This is a genomic window from Xanthomonas sp. NCPPB 3569, from assembly GCF_041475645.2.
In the GTDB taxonomy this organism is placed as follows: Bacteria; Pseudomonadota; Gammaproteobacteria; order Xanthomonadales; family Xanthomonadaceae; genus Xanthomonas; species Xanthomonas phaseoli.
In genome coordinates this window covers 1,702,852-1,718,486 of the sequence record NZ_CM192969.1, presented here as the reverse complement: position 1 = coordinate 1,718,486, position 15,635 = coordinate 1,702,852, and the positions used below count along the sequence as shown (strand labels likewise).

Annotated in this window: 15 protein-coding genes and 1 pseudogene; 3 read left to right on the top strand and 13 right to left on the bottom strand. The window is 63.9% G+C overall.

Features of this window, described 5'->3' with window-relative positions; translation table 11 throughout:
• Positions 1-41: 41 nt before the first annotated feature.
• Complete coding sequence (locus ACCQ03_RS07335) at positions 42-317, top strand: PQ-loop domain-containing transporter (RefSeq protein ID WP_057678119.1); 276 nt, start codon at positions 42-44, stop codon at positions 315-317.
• Between the two features lie 37 nt (positions 318-354).
• Here the strand turns inward: ACCQ03_RS07335 and xth are convergent, their stop codons facing one another.
• Positions 355-1,350, bottom strand: a complete 996-nt coding sequence (xth, locus tag ACCQ03_RS07330; RefSeq protein ID WP_209226915.1) for an exodeoxyribonuclease III — start codon at positions 1,348-1,350, stop codon at positions 355-357.
• 147 nt (positions 1,351-1,497) lie between these two features.
• Here xth and ACCQ03_RS07325 point away from each other — a divergent pair, with 147 nt between their 5' ends.
• Entirely contained in the window at positions 1,498-2,268 is a 771-nt protein-coding gene (locus ACCQ03_RS07325) for an OBAP family protein (RefSeq protein ID WP_209226918.1), read from the top strand.
• Between the two features lie 205 nt (positions 2,269-2,473).
• Here ACCQ03_RS07325 and ACCQ03_RS07320 read toward each other — a convergent pair whose 3' ends face one another.
• The 5 genes and pseudogenes from ACCQ03_RS07320 to ACCQ03_RS07300 all read right to left on the bottom strand — a co-directional run.
• On the bottom strand, positions 2,474-3,643 hold the full coding sequence (locus ACCQ03_RS07320) for a zinc-dependent alcohol dehydrogenase (protein WP_209226922.1): 1,170 nt from the start codon (positions 3,641-3,643) through the stop codon (positions 2,474-2,476).
• A 12-nt stretch (positions 3,644-3,655) separates the two neighbouring features.
• On the bottom strand, positions 3,656-4,186 hold the full coding sequence (locus tag ACCQ03_RS07315) for an SRPBCC family protein (RefSeq protein WP_209226924.1): 531 nt from the start codon (positions 4,184-4,186) through the stop codon (positions 3,656-3,658).
• Between the two features lie 3 nt (positions 4,187-4,189).
• The gene (locus ACCQ03_RS07310; protein WP_057678124.1) at positions 4,190-4,768 is read right to left on the bottom strand and encodes a DUF4142 domain-containing protein; all 579 of its coding nucleotides are present in this window, start codon (positions 4,766-4,768) and stop codon (positions 4,190-4,192) included.
• A gap of 578 nt (positions 4,769-5,346) precedes the next feature.
• Positions 5,347-5,562, bottom strand: a complete 216-nt coding sequence (locus ACCQ03_RS07305) for a hypothetical protein (RefSeq protein WP_057678142.1) — start codon at positions 5,560-5,562, stop codon at positions 5,347-5,349.
• A 212-nt stretch (positions 5,563-5,774) separates the two neighbouring features.
• A pseudogene (locus ACCQ03_RS07300) lies at positions 5,775-6,154 on the bottom strand (TonB-dependent receptor); the annotation flags it as partial.
• A 187-nt stretch (positions 6,155-6,341) separates the two neighbouring features.
• Between ACCQ03_RS07300 and moeB the strand changes: the two are divergent.
• On the top strand, positions 6,342-7,547 hold the full coding sequence (moeB, locus tag ACCQ03_RS07295) for a molybdopterin-synthase adenylyltransferase MoeB (RefSeq protein ID WP_209226928.1): 1,206 nt from the start codon (positions 6,342-6,344) through the stop codon (positions 7,545-7,547).
• A 364-nt stretch (positions 7,548-7,911) separates the two neighbouring features.
• Here moeB and ACCQ03_RS07290 read toward each other — a convergent pair whose 3' ends face one another.
• The 7 genes from ACCQ03_RS07290 to rlmN form a co-directional block, all read right to left on the bottom strand.
• The gene (locus ACCQ03_RS07290; protein ID WP_057678126.1) at positions 7,912-9,132 is read right to left on the bottom strand and encodes a molybdopterin molybdotransferase MoeA; all 1,221 of its coding nucleotides are present in this window, start codon (positions 9,130-9,132) and stop codon (positions 7,912-7,914) included.
• A 303-nt stretch (positions 9,133-9,435) separates the two neighbouring features.
• Positions 9,436-10,833, bottom strand: coding sequence for a ribosome biogenesis GTPase Der (der, locus tag ACCQ03_RS07285; RefSeq protein ID WP_003482878.1), 1,398 nt, complete (start codon positions 10,831-10,833; stop codon positions 9,436-9,438).
• A 10-nt stretch (positions 10,834-10,843) separates the two neighbouring features.
• Entirely contained in the window at positions 10,844-12,061 is a 1,218-nt protein-coding gene (gene bamB / locus ACCQ03_RS07280; RefSeq protein WP_017158303.1) for an outer membrane protein assembly factor BamB, read from the bottom strand.
• Positions 12,061-12,699, bottom strand: coding sequence for a YfgM family protein (locus ACCQ03_RS07275; RefSeq protein ID WP_057678127.1), 639 nt, complete (start codon positions 12,697-12,699; stop codon positions 12,061-12,063). The genes bamB and ACCQ03_RS07275 overlap by 1 nt, the downstream gene beginning before the upstream one ends.
• Positions 12,700-12,769: 70 nt before the next feature.
• Complete coding sequence (locus ACCQ03_RS07270; RefSeq protein ID WP_057678128.1) at positions 12,770-13,621, bottom strand: helix-turn-helix domain-containing protein; 852 nt, start codon at positions 13,619-13,621, stop codon at positions 12,770-12,772.
• Positions 13,618-14,406 carry a type IV pilus biogenesis/stability protein PilW gene (gene pilW, locus ACCQ03_RS07265; protein WP_057678129.1) on the bottom strand — a complete coding sequence of 263 codons (789 nt, stop codon included), beginning with the start codon at positions 14,404-14,406 and terminating at the stop codon, positions 13,618-13,620. The genes ACCQ03_RS07270 and pilW overlap by 4 nt, the downstream gene beginning before the upstream one ends.
• Positions 14,407-14,416: 10 nt before the next feature.
• Positions 14,417-15,622, bottom strand: a complete 1,206-nt coding sequence (gene rlmN / locus ACCQ03_RS07260) for a dual-specificity RNA methyltransferase RlmN (protein WP_057678143.1) — start codon at positions 15,620-15,622, stop codon at positions 14,417-14,419.
• Between the last annotated feature and the right edge of the window lie 13 nt (positions 15,623-15,635).

Sequence of the window (15,635 nt, the reverse complement as noted above, 5' to 3'; positions counted from 1 at the left end):
TGCGCTGCAAGGTTGCAGGCCGTCATTGATCAACCGCACACATGCAAGTCGTCGACGTCGTGGGCTGGCTCGCCAGCATCATCCTGATCGCCACCTTGATCCGGCAGATCTACAAACAATGGCGCTCCGATACGGCGCAGGGCGTCTCGCGCTGGCTGTTCCTCGGCCAGATCAGTGCCTCGGTGTTGTTCATCCTCTACAGCTATCTGGTTGGCAACGCGGTGTTTATCGTCAGCAACGTGCTGATTCTGCTGACGGCCCTGACCGGCTACGCATTGCAGCGGATCAAGCGCCGCAAGCTGGAACGCGCAGCGTAGACAGGCTGCGTGACCTTCAGCCAGCCGGCCGGCTGAGCTAGTCAGCTGGTGTTTTCACCGACTTGCGTGGTTTTGCCGATCCAGCTGTGGCCTTCTTCGCAACGACTTTCTTGACCGCCTTTTTTGCGGTGCCACTGAGCGTCTTCTTGGCGGATGCCTTGGGCAAGGCCGCCTTTTTCGCTGCGCCCGGCTTGCGCACGCTGGCAATGCGCGTGGCATCGGCCGCTGCTTCAGTGGTGGCATCCGGCACACGCACGCTGATCCAGGTGGGTGCATGGTCGCTGGCCTTTTCCAGCGCACGTACCCACTTGTGGACGCCGGCGTCCTGCAGGCCGGGCGCCAGCGTGCGATTGAGCAGCAGATGGTCGATGCGCAACCCACGGTCGCGCGCAAAGTGCTGACGGAAGTAATCCCAGAACGTATAGATGGGCGTCTGGCCATGGATTGCCAGCAGGCTGTCGGTCCAGCCCTGTGCTAGCAGGGTCTGGTAGGCCGCCCGGCTCTCCGGCTGCAGCAGGGCATCCTTGCGCCAGCCCTTGGGGTCGTAGATATCCGCATCGGTGGGCACTACATTGAAGTCGCCGATCAGCGCCACCGGATGCGGCAGGTCCACCAGCGTTTTCGCGTGCCGGATCAGGCGCTCGAACCATGCAAGCTTGTAGTCGAACTTCGGCCCGGGCTGCGGGTTGCCGTTAGGCAAATACAGGCAGGCCACCACCACGCCATGAATCGCCGCCTCCAGGTAGCGGCTTTGCGTGTCGCGTGGATCCCAGGGTAACCCGCGACGAATCTCCACTGGCTCGGTTCCCCGCGCGAGCAAGGCCACGCCATTCCAGGACTTCTCGCCCTGCCAAATCACACCGTACCCGGCATCGCGGATCGCCTGCTCCGGAAATGCAGCCTGCATCGATTTCAATTCCTGCAGGCCCACGATGTCCGGTTGCTCGCGCTGCAGCCATTCCAGCAGGTGCGGCAGACGGCTGGCAATACCATTGACGTTGAACGTCGCGATCTTGCGTGTAGTGACTGACATGAATGTGCGAGCGGCCGCGTCCGAGGTGCGACAGCATGACCGCCGCGTCATTAAGCAGATGCTCAAGCGAGGTGAAGCTTCACTACGTGCCCCAGCCCGCGCTCACGCCTGGCACACCATCCGCGCTCTTAGCTTGAAGCACACTCATTGACGGGAATTGCCATGCGACATTCAGCGCTGTTGATCGGCCTTGCGCTCTGCGCCAGTTGCTCGCGCAGTCCGCCTTCGGTCACCCCGCCCGGCGCACCGGAAACTCCCAAGACCAATGTGCTGGAAGCCGGCGCGAAGGTCCTGCAGCCCAGCGGCCCGGTCGGCAAGCTGGACATCTATCTGGTCGGCTTCCATCCGATGAAGGATGCACCAGATGAGCAAATGGAGGCGCATCACTATTGCCAGCAGGTCAATGAAGATCTTGCGCAATGCGCGCTCTACGACGGCAACACCGACCGCGCCAACCTCACCGGCATCGAATACATCATCTCGGAGAGCTTGTTTGCGCAGTTGCCGGCACACGAGCGCAACTTTTGGCATCCGCACAACGGCGAAATTCTTTCCGGCCAGCTCTCTGCACCCAACCTGCCGCAGATCGCAGAGAAGGAACTGATGCGCAGCAAGATCAACAGCTACGGCAAGACCTGGCACACCTGGCGTTCGCGCAAGGGCACCGCGCCTGGCGACACCCTGCCGCTGGGCGAGCCGATGCTGGCATGGTCGTTCAATCGCGATGGCGAGCTGCAGCAAGCGTTGATCGCGCAACGCGACCAAGCCGTCTCGGTACCCACCGCAGAGCGCCGCGCCAACCGTCAAGATCTTGTGCCGCTGGCAAAGCCACAAGAGGGTGTGGATGCATTGCGTGCACATTTTCCCAACGCCCAACCCATTCCCGGGGTGACCGACGCAAACGGCAAGCACCGCTGAGCCCAGGAAAAACCCTGCTGCAGAACGTGCAGCAGGGTCAGGCGTGGCGTACGTACCTGGAAATGCGTTGGTTGGAGCCGGCAAACACCCGGGCTGCAGGTACGGTTGCCGGTCTGTATAAACCGTGGGCCTGTTAAACACGCCAGATGCCGAGCGATTCCGAGCACGCGGCCAGCACAACTCAGGGTTGCCAATCTCCTTGCCGCTAGGGGACAAACCCCGCACGCACGCAACCATCGTGCTTGTGCTTGAACATGTCGTAACCCCGCACGGCGTCTTCCAGCGGCATCTTGTGGGTCAGCAGAAAGCCGGATTTCAAGCGCCCGGCCTGTGCCAGTTCCAGCAACTTGGGCACGTATCGTTGCCCATGTTGCTGCGCAGTCCGCACCGTCAGGCCCTTGCTCATCACCGCACCGAGCGGAAATTTGTCCATCACCCCGTAGACGCCCAGAACCGACAGGATGCCGCCCTTGCGGCAGGCCAGAATCGCCTCGCGTAGCGCCTGGCCGCAATCGGTGTGCAAGTGCAAGGCCTGCTTGACCCGATCGTAAGTGTGGCCGATGCCGGTGCCATGCGCCTCCATGCCGACCGCATCGATACAGGCATCGGGGCCACGCCCACCGGTCATTTCGCGCAGGACATCCACCACGCTGTCGACCGCCGAATAATCGATCACTTCCACACCCAACACATCGCGCGCCATTGCCAACCGCTCTGGCAAGCGGTCGATGCCGATCACGCGCGCTGCGCCCAGGATGCGTGCGCTTTGCTGGGCCATCAGCCCCACGCCACCGCATCCCCATACCGCCACCGTGTCGCCGGGCTGGATATCGCAAAAATCTGCACCCATGAAGCCAGTCGGCCCGGCATCCGAGAGAAACAGCGCATCCTCATCGGACACACCATCGGGCACCTCGAAACACCCCACATCCGCGTGCGGCACGCGGATGTAGGTTGCGTGCGAACCTGCGTAGCCGCCAAAGGCGTGCGTATAGCCGTAAATTCCCGCAGTTGCATGCCCAAGCAACGGCTCCTGCATCTCCCAGTTGGGGTTGGTGTTGTCGCACAACGAAAATTCCTTGCGCTGGCAATGCCAGCAACCGCCACAGGAAATAAACGACGGCACCACCACGCGCTGGCCCACACGCACGTTCTTCACCCCTGTGCCGACTTCCACCACCGTGCCCATGAACTCGTGGCCGATGACATCCCCCTCGCGCATGGTCGGCAGATAGCCGTCGATAAAGTGCAGATCAGAGCCGCAGGTGGTGGTAAGCCCGATTTTCAGGATCGCATCGCGGGGGTTGACCAGCACCGGGTCGGGCACGGTTTCCACGCGCAAATCGTTGACGCCATTCCAGCAAAGTGCTCGCACAAAAAGCCCTCCTCACGAATGCGCGTGCGCCGATGTCCGCGCCGATGGGGTATGCAACAAAGTCGGCACCTCGCCAGCTTCCAGCCATGCGCGCAGTCGCCGCAGCCCTTTGCCAGCCAGCACATACGGCGCGGGATTCACCAGCTTGGTCAACACCTGCGCCAGCACGCCGTCGACCGCATAGTGCAGGCTGAGCGTCGCTTCGCTGGCTTCGCGCCCGTGCGCAGGGTGCACCTGCAGGACGATGGTGAGCTGCAGACCATGTTCGCCGTCGGCGTCGTAGCGCACCGCTTCACCCGGCCGCGCCTCTGCGCGGCGCACGTTCACTGTCAGCACCTGATGCAATGGCGCATACAGCTTCCAGCGGGACGCGTGGCCGTCGCCGGAGACCAGCTCGGCGGCGCCCTCCAACACGCGTTGCTGCACATTGGCATCGCACCAGGCATCCAGTATCTGATGAGGTTCGGCACGGATGGTCATGCTGCGCACGATGTGCGTGCCGTCATCGTCGGTGCGTACCGGATCGATCGGTGATGCAGCCATGGCTTAGCGGGCTCCGGCATTCTTGCCGGAGGCCTGCAATGCCTTGGCACTGCTCAGATGATCTGCGACATGGTGGCGCGTTGTCTGCAGGTGTGCGAGCACCGGCGGTGTCTTCGCCTGCGGGATCAGCTTGTTGTCGAGCGCCGTCAATGCATCGGTGTGGTCTTTCACCATCGCGGTGATATAGGCCGTTTCGAACGCAGGACCGTCCAGCTTCTGCAGCTTCGCCAACTCCGCCTTGCCCTTCGTCATCTGCAGCTTTGCACCCGCGGCGGAGGTATCCGGTTGCCACTTGGCGATCTTCTGATTGTTGTCCGTGTGTTCCTTGATCATGCGCGTGGCGTAGTCGCGCGCGCCGGCTTGCACCTGCTTCTGCAACGCCAGATTTGCCGCGTTGATTTCGCTGGTGTTGATGGCACTCAGCATACCGAGCGCCTCGCGCTCGTCCTCGCTCGGGGTCGCTGCACCTGCGGTTTGCGGCCCGGCAGGCGTTGCAGGCTGTGCCTGGTCCTGAGCCTGCGCAGATACGCCGGCGCCAATGCACAGGGCCAGGACAAGAATGATCGGGCGACGTGGTTTCATGGAAGTCTCCAGCTGGATGATGTCGCTCGATGCTGGGCCTGACGGCGTGACTCGATCGTCGCGCCAGCGTCGAGAGCTGGCGAAGGGCGCCTGCTGCAGCGCAACGCATCGTCACATTGTATGAAGGTCACTTAGCTGGCGTTTTTCTGCAACCTTGAAATCGCTGGTCAAAGCACAGCGCCGCATCAACTCGACGCTCGCCTGTGAGGTAGAGTGACGACTGATTTGCTGCCCTTGGTGCCGATGCCAAGGAACGCTGCAGTGTGTGAGGGTATTCAAGCTTGAATCGATGCAGCTTCGCGTTTGTGATCCACACGTTGGCCTCACGTCGCACGCCTTACGGGGGGCACGGCAGCGCGCCGCGGACAAAGGCGCGGCGGTTGTTGTCCAGCCGCTACACGCGCATGCCGTGCTGCAATCGCCGAAATGGCAGTGCAGCGGCTGTGCGCGCGCACCGCGAGCCGGTCTGTTCCGCATCAAGGCACAGCCGCCCCGCGGGAAGCTCGCGCTGCAGCGCTTAGAAGCCGAAAAATAACGGCATATGCTCAGGCTTAGTGCATCCGGCCAGCAGCCCCGCGTCACGCTCCAGGATCAGCCGGCCCCAGCTGATTGGCGGCCAGTATCTCGTCGATACGCTTGACGATCTGCGCCGCCTGCTCCTGCGATTGCGCCGCACCGGTGATTTTCTCGGAGCGGGCCCGGAACACATCCCAGAAGTCGTCCGGGTGCCGACTGCGCATGTCCGGCAGGGCCTCGGCAAGCTGCTTCAATTGTGCATCGATGTCAGTTGTCATCACGGTCTCCTCTGCTGTGCTCACGCTAACGCTCCGCCGGTGAGCCCGATGCCAACGCCGCGCGCAGACCGCGTTATCCGCATCACAAACGGAAACGAAAACCCAGTGTGTAAGTCCGTTCGGGCGATGCGATCTCGCGCGGGAAATCACCAGGCCGCTGACCGAAATAACCGCTGGCCGTGATGCCGAGCAGATTGGTGGCCTCGGCAAACCAGGGTAGTGATGACGATTGGCGAGCCGCGCGCCAGCACCTGCCCCACTTCGCCACCAGCGCACGCCACCTGCACGCCGGTCACGCGTTGCAAGGCCGCAGCCACGCTGTTGTCGGGGCAGCTTGCCGATGTCTTCGGCGACGATGGAATCGCTGATTTCCGCGTTCGATTGCTTGATCGCGATAACGCTTTTCACGCTGCTGCGCACGCCTTTGACCTGCACCGCCTTCAAAGTGGACGCGGCCGGCGCCGCGCCATCGGCGTTGGCCGCGCCTGTTGCGCCGCCGCATCGCAATTCAGGGCAAGTCCGATGCATAAACCCAGCGACCGATACGTAACGGCAAGCCGCGCGCCAGACGCCGCTGCGATGGAACAAGCATGATGGCCTCCTGAGGCAGGCACTGCGACGACGCGGCTGGGCGCGCTGCGCAAGACAGGCAAACCGGGCCGCACGAGCCGCGCGACGGTGTTGAACGAGGCCGAAATTACAGCCGTGCCGCTCGCAGGGCAGCGTGATCGCGTCCGTCATCGCGCCACGATCATGACGCGCTTTTCATCAACAGCGAGGTGTGTGCGTGTCATGGACACAACTGCACATCGCAGCTGCTGCGTTTGCGCGACAATAGCCACATGAGCAGCCACGACATCTCTCCCGCCGACGCCCGTGCCCGCGCCCTGCAGGGCGCCCTGCTGGTCGACATCCGGCAACTGCATGAGCGTGCCAGCGGCCAGGCCGAAGGCGCGTTGGCGATCGAACAGAGCTCCCTGGAAACCGAGCCTGCAGTCCATTTGCCGGAGCAAGCCCGCGCAATCGTGTTGATCTGCCAGAGCGGCAAACGCTCGGCGCACACGGCCTCGATCTTGCGCGCGCACGGCTATGCGCACGTGGCGTCGGTGGCCGGTGGTACCAGCGCATGGGCCAGCGCCGGCCTGCCGTTGGTACGCCCGACATTGCCGGCGGACGAGCAGGACTTTCTTGAGCGTTATTCACGTCATCTGCGTCTGTCCCAGGTTGGCCTGGAAGGACAGCGGCGCCTGGCGCGCGCACGGGTGTTGCTGATTGGCGCAGGCGGACTAGGCTCGCCGGCAGCGTTCTATCTCGCCGCAGCCGGTGTGGGGCATCTGCGCATTGCCGACGACGACGTGGTGGACCGCAGCAACCTGCAACGTCAGATCCTGCACACCGAAGACAGCGTCGGCACTGCAAAGGTCGAGTCCGCCGCACAGCGCATCACCGCGCTCAACCCGCGGGTGCACATCGAGGCGGTACAAACGCGCGTGACAGCCGACAATGTCGAAGCGCTGCTGCAGGATGTGGATGTGGTGGTGGATGGCGCAGACAATTTTCCCGCGCGGTATTTGCTCAACGATGCCTGCGTCAAACTCGCTAGACCACTGGTCTACGGCGCCGTGCAGCAGTTCGAAGGACAGGTCAGCGTATTTGATGCCGGCCGCCACCGTGGTCACGCGCCCTGCTACCGCTGTCTGTTTCCCGAACCACCGCCGCCGGAATTTGCGCCCAGTTGTGCCGAGGCCGGGGTGCTCGGCGTACTGCCCGGGGTAATCGGACTCTTGCAAGCCACCGAAGCGCTCAAGTTGCTGCTCGGCATCGGCGACGGCCTGACTGGCCGCCTGCTCAGTTTCGATGCATTGGCGATGCGCTTCCGCGACATTCGCCTGCCGCCGGACCCGCACTGCCCGGTGTGTGCGCCTGGCGCGGTATTTCGCGGTTACGCGGATTACGCAGCGTTCTGCGGCAGTGCGGTTGGTTGAGCGAAGCTCACAGCGGCGTGTGGTGTCGGTCGGCTGACTGGTTGTTTCGCCACCGATGCAATACGAGGGGCATCGCTGCATTCAGCAGTTCGGCGAGGCAGGCGTGGATCGCGGTCTTCCGCCCTACCCTTATCCCGCTCCCATGAGAGAGCGGTTATCGCGCGATTGGCGCTCGATGTCGAGGCGTTGGCTTTTCTAAGGCATTCGCTTTCACGCCATGCTCAGACGCTTAAAAGCAGCCGACGATCATCCTGCATATTGAAGCGTCGCACCCGCACCCAGCATGTCGCACACGCTGCGCATTACGAAGACCCTCCAACAATGCGCGCATCATCCTGCCGGGCGCCAGCGATCGAGCACACGCTCACAACGCGTACGGAATCACCCGCACGATCTCGCCAGCCTCGAAGCGCCGCGCCTGCTCGGGCAGCACGATCAATGCATTGCTGTCGGCCGCGCCACGCAGCAGATGCGAGGCATCGCCACGGTGCGGCAGCGCGGTCAACCGCCCATCTTCGCCGCATTCCAGGCGCCCACGCAGGAATTCCAGCCGTTCATGGCGCTTGTCCCATGGGCTTGCCAACGCGGCATGCCAGACCGGGCGCGGCTCGCTGCGCCCCTGCAATCCATCCAGCAACGGCACGCCATAGGCAATCAGCGTTGCCAGCACCGAGACTGGGTTGCCCGGCAGGCCCAGGACCAGGCAGCGCCCAATCTGCCCCAACACCGCCGGCATTCCCGGGCGCATCCGCACGCGCCAGAAGTGGATCTGGCCCAGTTCGCCGATCAGGCGCGGCAGATAATCCTTTTCACCAGCAGACACGCCGCCGCAGGTGATCACCACATCGAACGCGGCGGCCGCATCTTCCAGCATGGTGCGGATGCGCTGCGGGTCGTCCGGCAAGGTCGGCCAGGCGGTCGGCGCATAGCCAAGCGCACGCAGCTGCGCCATCAGCATGTCGCGGTTGCTGTTGTATATCTGTCCGGGGCCGAGCGGCATGCCTGGCTCGATCAGCTCATCGCCGGTGGCCAGCACCGCAATGGTCGGGCGCGGCGCCACCGCCAGGCGCGACACGCCAAGTGCCGCCGCCAAGCCAATCCGCGCTGGCGTCAGCACCTGCCCGGCCTGGATCACCAGGTCGCCGGCACGCACGTCGCTGCCGGCCAGGCGCACCGCGGAGCCCGGTGCAGGCGTGGTCTGAAACCGCACCATGCCGTCGCGTTCGTCGGCATCTTCCTTGGCAATCACGGTATCGGCGCCATCGGGCAATGGCGCGCCGGTGGTGATACGCAGGCATTGCCCAGCGCCCAATGTGCCGGCCCAGCGCTCGCCGGCAAACTGTTCGCCAACCAGCTGCAACGACGCATCGCCGCCAGCAACATCGGCGTGCCGCAGTGCAAAGCCATCCATCGCGCTGTTGGCAAACGGCTGCAGCGCCAGCGGTGCGATCAGGTCGCCGGCAGAGATCCGCCCATCGGCACGCGAGGTGGCGATGTTTTCATCGGGCGAACGATTGCTGGCCGCGACGCTGCGCAGAATCTGCAGCGCCTGCGCATACGGAATACGGGAAGGATAATCGGTCATGCCGCGCAGGATACCAGTGCATCGCCAACGCGAAGGGTAGCGGCGCCACGCGTCGGCAACAGGAGATGGGCCTTGAGAACGCGCTGCGACGCGAGCGAACTTCGAATGCGCCTGCACGCGCGCCACCGTGCCAAGAACGAACACCTGCACGCGCAGGAACTGCCTCACGTGTCGATCGAACGATCGGGAGCATGCACAGAACGTTTAGAACCCTGCCTGCAAGCGGCGAGCTAGCCGCACAGCCCAAAGATCTGCGCGCCTCCCAACCGCCTGAACATCACGCCTCAGGCGGCCTGGGCGCCGTTACTTCCCTTTGACATGCCGCATCAGGCGCCGCTTGCGGGCCACCTGGCGATCTGAGAGCGGATTCTTCTTGCCCTCGTACGGGTTGGCGCCCTCGCGGAAGATGAAACGCACCGGCGTACCAACCAGCTTGAAACGCTTGCGGAAGAAGTTTTCCAGATAGCGCTTGTACGACTCCGGCAACACCTTCAGGCGCGTGCCATGCACGATGAAGGTCGGCGGATTCGCGCCGCCCGGGTGCACATAGCGCAGCTTGGAGACATGCCCGCGAATGCTCGGCGGCGGGTTGGTCTCATAAGCGATTTCCAGCGCCTGGTTCACTTCGCTGGTGCTGAACTCATGCGTGGCCGATGCATGTGCGCGATGAATCGCCTGGAACAGCTCGCGCATGCCCGAGCCGTGCAATGCAGAAATCCGCACCGCCTCTGCCCAATTGACGAAACCCAGCTTGCGCGACAGCAGATCTTCGGCCTGCGCACGCTGGTAATCGCTTTGCCCGTCCCACTTGTTGATCGCCACCACCAGCGCACGGCCGGCATCCAGGATCGCGCCGAGAATCGTCGCATCCTGGTCGGTTACGCCTTCGGTAGCGTCCAGCATCAGCACCGCGACCTGGCATTGCTCGATCGCCTGCAGCGTCTTGAACGCGCTGAATTTCTCGACCGCCTCTTCCACCTTGCCGCGCCGGCGCAGGCCCGCGGTATCGATCAGACGGTACTGACGGCCATCGCGCTCCAGGTCCACCGCAATCGAATCGCGCGTGGTGCCCGGCACTTCCGAGGCGATCATGCGTTCTTCGCCCAGCAGGCGATTGACCAGGGTCGACTTGCCGACATTCGGGCGGCCCACGAAGGCGATCCGCACGCGTGCCGGGTCGTTGTCCAGCAGCTCGCCGGCCCCTTCCTCGGGCAGCCGCGCACCCACCTCGTCGAGCAACTCGTCGATGCCCTGGCGATGCGCGGCAGACAACGCCACCACGTCGGAGAAGCCGTAGCGCGCGAATTCCGAGCGCACGGTTTCTTCGTCGGTGCCGTCGATCTTGTTGATCACCAGCACGGTCGGCCGCGCCAATTTGCGTAACCAGGCCAGGATCTCGTCATCGAGCGAGGACGCGCCCTCGCGGCCATCGACCACGAACAGCACCAGATCGGCTTCGCCGGCGGCGGCGCGTGCCTGGCGCGCCGTGGCTCCAGCAAGACCTTCCTCATCACCGGCGATACCACCGGTATCGACGACGATGAAGGGCTGCTGCTCGTCGAGACGGCAGACCCCGTAGTTACGGTCGCGGGTGACGCCGGGCTGGTCGTGGACCAGCGCGTCACGGGTGCGCGTCAGCGCATTGAAGATGGTGGACTTGCCGACATTGGGCCGTCCAACCAGGGCGACCAGGGGCAGCATCGCAAGGTCCTTATTGTGCCAACCGGAAGGCGGTGAGATCGCCGTCGGTGTTTTGTACCAGCAAAATGCCGTCGACCACCTGCGGCTGCGCCAGCAGCGTATCGCGTCCAGCACGTGCGCGCGCGGCCAGGGCTCCGTCGCTGAGTTTCAGCCAGTGCAGATAACCCTTGTAGTCGCCGACCACGGCGTAATCGCCCTGGATGGCCACACCGGTGAGCGAACGGCGCGCCAACGCAGCCTGCGACCACATCGCCGCACCGCTGCTCTTGTCCAGGCCCCACACCGAGCCGGCATTGTCGGACACCACCACCACGGCCGACGACACTCCAACGCCACCGGCGCCGCCGTGATCGCGCGTCCACAGCGGACGGCCGCTCGGACCTTCCAGCGCGAGGGTTTCATTCTTGAAGCTGGTCGCGTACAGCGTGGTGCCATCCAATACCGGCGCACCATCCACATCGGACATACGCTCCAGCTCGGTACGGCCTTCCGGCACGCCGATGGCCTGCTCCCACAACGGGCGACCGTCCTGCAGCGCCAGCGCACTCAAGGTCCCGCTGTCATTACCAACGAACACCACGCCCGGCCCGGTCACGATCGGCGCGTTGCCGCGAACGGACAAGGTCGGGCCTTCTTCGGCATGGAACCAGCGACGCTCGCCGGTTGCGGCATCGAACGCGGTCACGCGACCGTCGTTGCTACGCACCAGCACCAGGTTCTGTGCGATGGCCGGCGCAGCAATCACTTCGTTCGGTACCTTGGCGCGCCACTTCTCAGTGCCGTCGGCTTGGTTCAAGGCGATCACATCACCGGACAGGCTACCGATCACCACCAGGCCTTCGCCTACACCGGGACCACCGGACAGGCGCTGCTTGAACTTGCGGTCGTTACGCTCTTCCTTCTTGGGCTTGTATTCCCAGACGCGCTTGCCGGTCTGCAGGTCGAGCGCCTCCACGCCACCGGTGATCGCCGCTGCATACACCTTGCCATCGGCCACGGCCGGGCGCTGACGGACGCCGATATGCCCTTCACCCTTGCCGACGCCGGCAGACCAAATCTTCTCGACCTTGACCGACGGCTCGAACTTCACCAGCTCGGCAGGTTCCTGCGCCTTCTTGGCAGCAGCATCCTTCCCGGCGAACCAGCCCTTGACGGTGCTGCAGCCAGCCAGCGACACACCCATCACGGCAATCAACGCAACGCGCTTGTACATATCAACCTGCTTCATCAAATCTGCTCCGCCGGATCGGGCACCTTGCCGCCCACATCCATCAGCTTGGTTTCCAGCAAACGGCGTTGCGGCGAGGCCACCTCCACCGTGGTCAGGGCGCGGGTGTACAGCGCTCGCGCCTCATCCGGCTTGCCCTGCGCGACCAATGCGTCTGCACGAATCTCCAGGCTGGCGTGGTCCTGCGCATCGGCCAGCAGCTTGATCGCTTCGTCGGGCTTGCCGCTTTCAGTCAGCACGCGCGCCAGGCGCTGCTGCACGATCTGCTTGAGCTCGCCTTCGGCCGGCACGTCACGCAAGGTCTTGATCGCCTCGGCGTTCTTGCCGGCATCGACCTGGGCCTTGGCCAGCCGCAATGCCGCCAGCTCGGCGTAAATACCGCCCTTGCCGTCGTCCAGGGCCACGATGTCCTTGGCGGCCTTGTCTAGGTCCTTGGCCTGAATCGACTTCACCACCGCCTCGTAGCGGCCATTGGCCTCGACCAACGCGGTGTTGGTGCGCGTCTGCCACCACTGCCAGCCCAGGATCAGTGCCAGACCAAGCAGGACGCCGCCCACCAGACCCGCGCCATTCTTTCTCAACCAGGAACGAACGCGTTCGCCTTGTTCGTGTTCGTCCAGCAGATCGTCGATCGCCATGCGTACTCTCGCTCCGTCATCCCGGAGGCGCGGAACATCAAAAGGGATAAATGAAAAACCGCAGTCCGCTTCACTCGGAAGCAGGTACCACGGAGCCGTCGGAGGATACCGCAAAACGGGCCACGTTAGCGCGCTGGAACGGTTTCACGTCGACGATACTGCCGCCTTGCTGAACCTGTACCGCCGAGGCATTACCCAGCACGATACGCCCCACCTGACCGGGCGAATACGTGCGTTGTTCACCGGCACGTATCAGGGCTTTTTCGACCGCACTGCCATCCGGTGCCAGGATCTGCACCCAACTGTCGCCGCTGAAACTCAGCGACAAACTGCCGCCGGGAGCAACTGCCGCCGCCGGCGCCTGGGCCGCACGCGGCACCGGGGTCATCGACGCGATATACGGCGCCGGCTGCTCGCGCGGCGCGGCAGCTGGCTGCGTTGCTGGATTGCCTGGCGCAGCGGACTTTGCAGACTCCGGCATGCTGTCCAAGGACACCGTGCTTGGCGCCTTGCCATCCAGATGCGAGCGCGTCGCATACCAGACCGGTACCGCAAACACGCCGGTAATGACCACATACATGGCCTTGCGCGCGGTGCTTTCGAGAATGCGCCGCGCACGCGGCGTATGCGTATGACTGACCAACTTGACCGGCTCGATCGGCGCAATGGTGGCCTGCCGCAACAGCGGCTCCAGATCGACCTGCAACAGGCGCGCATAGCTGCGCAGCTGCCCGCGCACGAACACCGGCGCGCCCAGCCGCTGCCAGTCCTCCTGCTCCAACGCGTGCACAACACGTGCCGGCATGCGTAGCTTGCCGGCCACTTCGTCCACACTCAGACCTGCTGCCTCGCGCGCTTCGCGCAAGTGCTGTCCGCAGCCCTTTTCCTGCTCGAAAAGGTTCGGATTGGAATCACTGATCACAATGCATTGGCCCCGGGAGTAGCGGTCGCTGCGTCAGGGAATTCCTTGACCAACCGCTGTTGATAACGGCCGGCAGCTACCTTGTCGCCTAGCCCTTGCTCAATCTGAATGGCGAGTTGTAACACGGAAGCAGTTGCCGGTGCAGCCGCAAGGCGGCGTTCGATAAAAGCGCGGGCTTCGAAACAATTGCGGCGCCCGGCTTCCAGCCGTGCCATCGACTCGAGCGCATACGGATTATTTGGATCGAGATCGAGCGCTTTGCGCAGATCGCCCGCTGCGCGCTCAGGCTGTCCTGCCTTGAGCGCGCAACCGCCGGCATTGCCCAAGGCAGACGCAGGCGAGGCATATGTGCGGTCGGCCAGTGCACGATCGAACCAGGTCAACGCTTCGGCAGGCGAGCCATTGGCGCACAACCAGGCACCATAGTTATTCAGCACGTCGCCGCGTTGCGGCGCGAGGTCTGCAGCCTGCCGATACGACGCACCAGCCGCCGCCGTATCGCCCCTGGCGCCCTGAATCAAGGCCAGCAGACCGATGGCATCCACCGACTGCGGGTCTTTTTTCAAGGCGGCGCGCACCTGATCTTCGGCGCTGGCGTAATCGCCGGTCTGCAGCCGATTGCGCGCCAGACCCAATTTCTCCTGGACAGCCAGGCGATTCTTGGTGGCCTTGTCGTCGCGGAACGAGTACACCGGGGCGACTTCTTCCACGCTCTTGGCCGAGCCGGCCTTGGCATTGCGACCACCGCAACCGACCGCGCTCAGCGCGATCGCCACGGCCGCCATTAACGCAAGTTCACGCTGCCGCATCTCGATCGGCCTGCCCTTCCAATGTGCGGCGGAACTCCGCCTGGCGACGGGTACGGTCCATGACCTGCCCCTTGAGCTGCCCGCATGCGGCGTCGATGTCGTCGCCGCGGGTGCGGCGAACCATCGTCAACACCTGCGCATCGAGCAGTATCTTCTGGAACGCGCGAATCTCGGTCTCGCCCGAGCGCTCATAGCGCGTGCCAGGAAACGGGTTGAACGGAATCAGATTGACCTTGCCGGCGTCCTTGGACTGCACCGCGTTGTCGAACTGCCGCATCAGCCTGGCCAACTGGCGCGCATGCTCCGGCTGGTCGTTGATGCCTTTCATCAACGTATATTCGAAGGTCACCGAGTCGCGCTTCTTGTTGCCGCGCAGATAGCGCGCGCACGACTCCATCAGCTCGGCGATCGGGTATTTCTTGTTCAATGGCACCAGGCTCTCGCGCAGCGCGTCGTTCGCCGCGTGCAGCGAGACCGCCAGCGAGACGTCGCTTTCGGTGGAAAGTCGGTCGATCATCGGCACCAGACCGGAGGTCGACAGCGTGACCCGCTTGCTGGCCAGCCCGTAGCCAAGATCGTCGCGCATCACGCTCATCGCGCGCACGACGTTATCGAAATTCATCAGCGGCTCGCCCATGCCCATCATCACCACATTGGTGAGCCGGCGCTGCTGGTGCGGCACATTACCCAGGTGGCGCGCCGCGACCCACACCTGACCGATGATTTCGGCCGTGGTGAGGTTGCGGTTGAAGCCCTGGGTGGCGGTCGAACAAAAGGTGCAGTTCAAGCCGCAGCCGACCTGGGAGGACACGCACAGCGTGCCGCGGCCCTTGTCGGGGATATACACGGTCTCGATGGCGTTCTTGCCGTCGGCCCCCATGGCCAACAGCCATTTGTGGGTACCGTCGGCCGAGGGTTTATCGAACACCACGTTCGGGACCAGGACCTCGGCATGCTGGTGCAACTTCGCACGCAGCGCCTTGCCGAGGTCGGTCATCTGGTCGAAATCGGTGACGTAGCGATGGTGGATCCACTTCATCACCTGATGGGCACGGTAGCGCGCCTCGCCGAGCGTGTCGGCGAAGAAGCGCTCCAAACCCTCGCGATCGAGGTCGAGCAGGTTCTGCTTGCGCACCGGCGATGCGGGGACGGGAACGTCCTGCAGCACGGAGGGGATCACGACCTCATTCACGATTCGACTCACT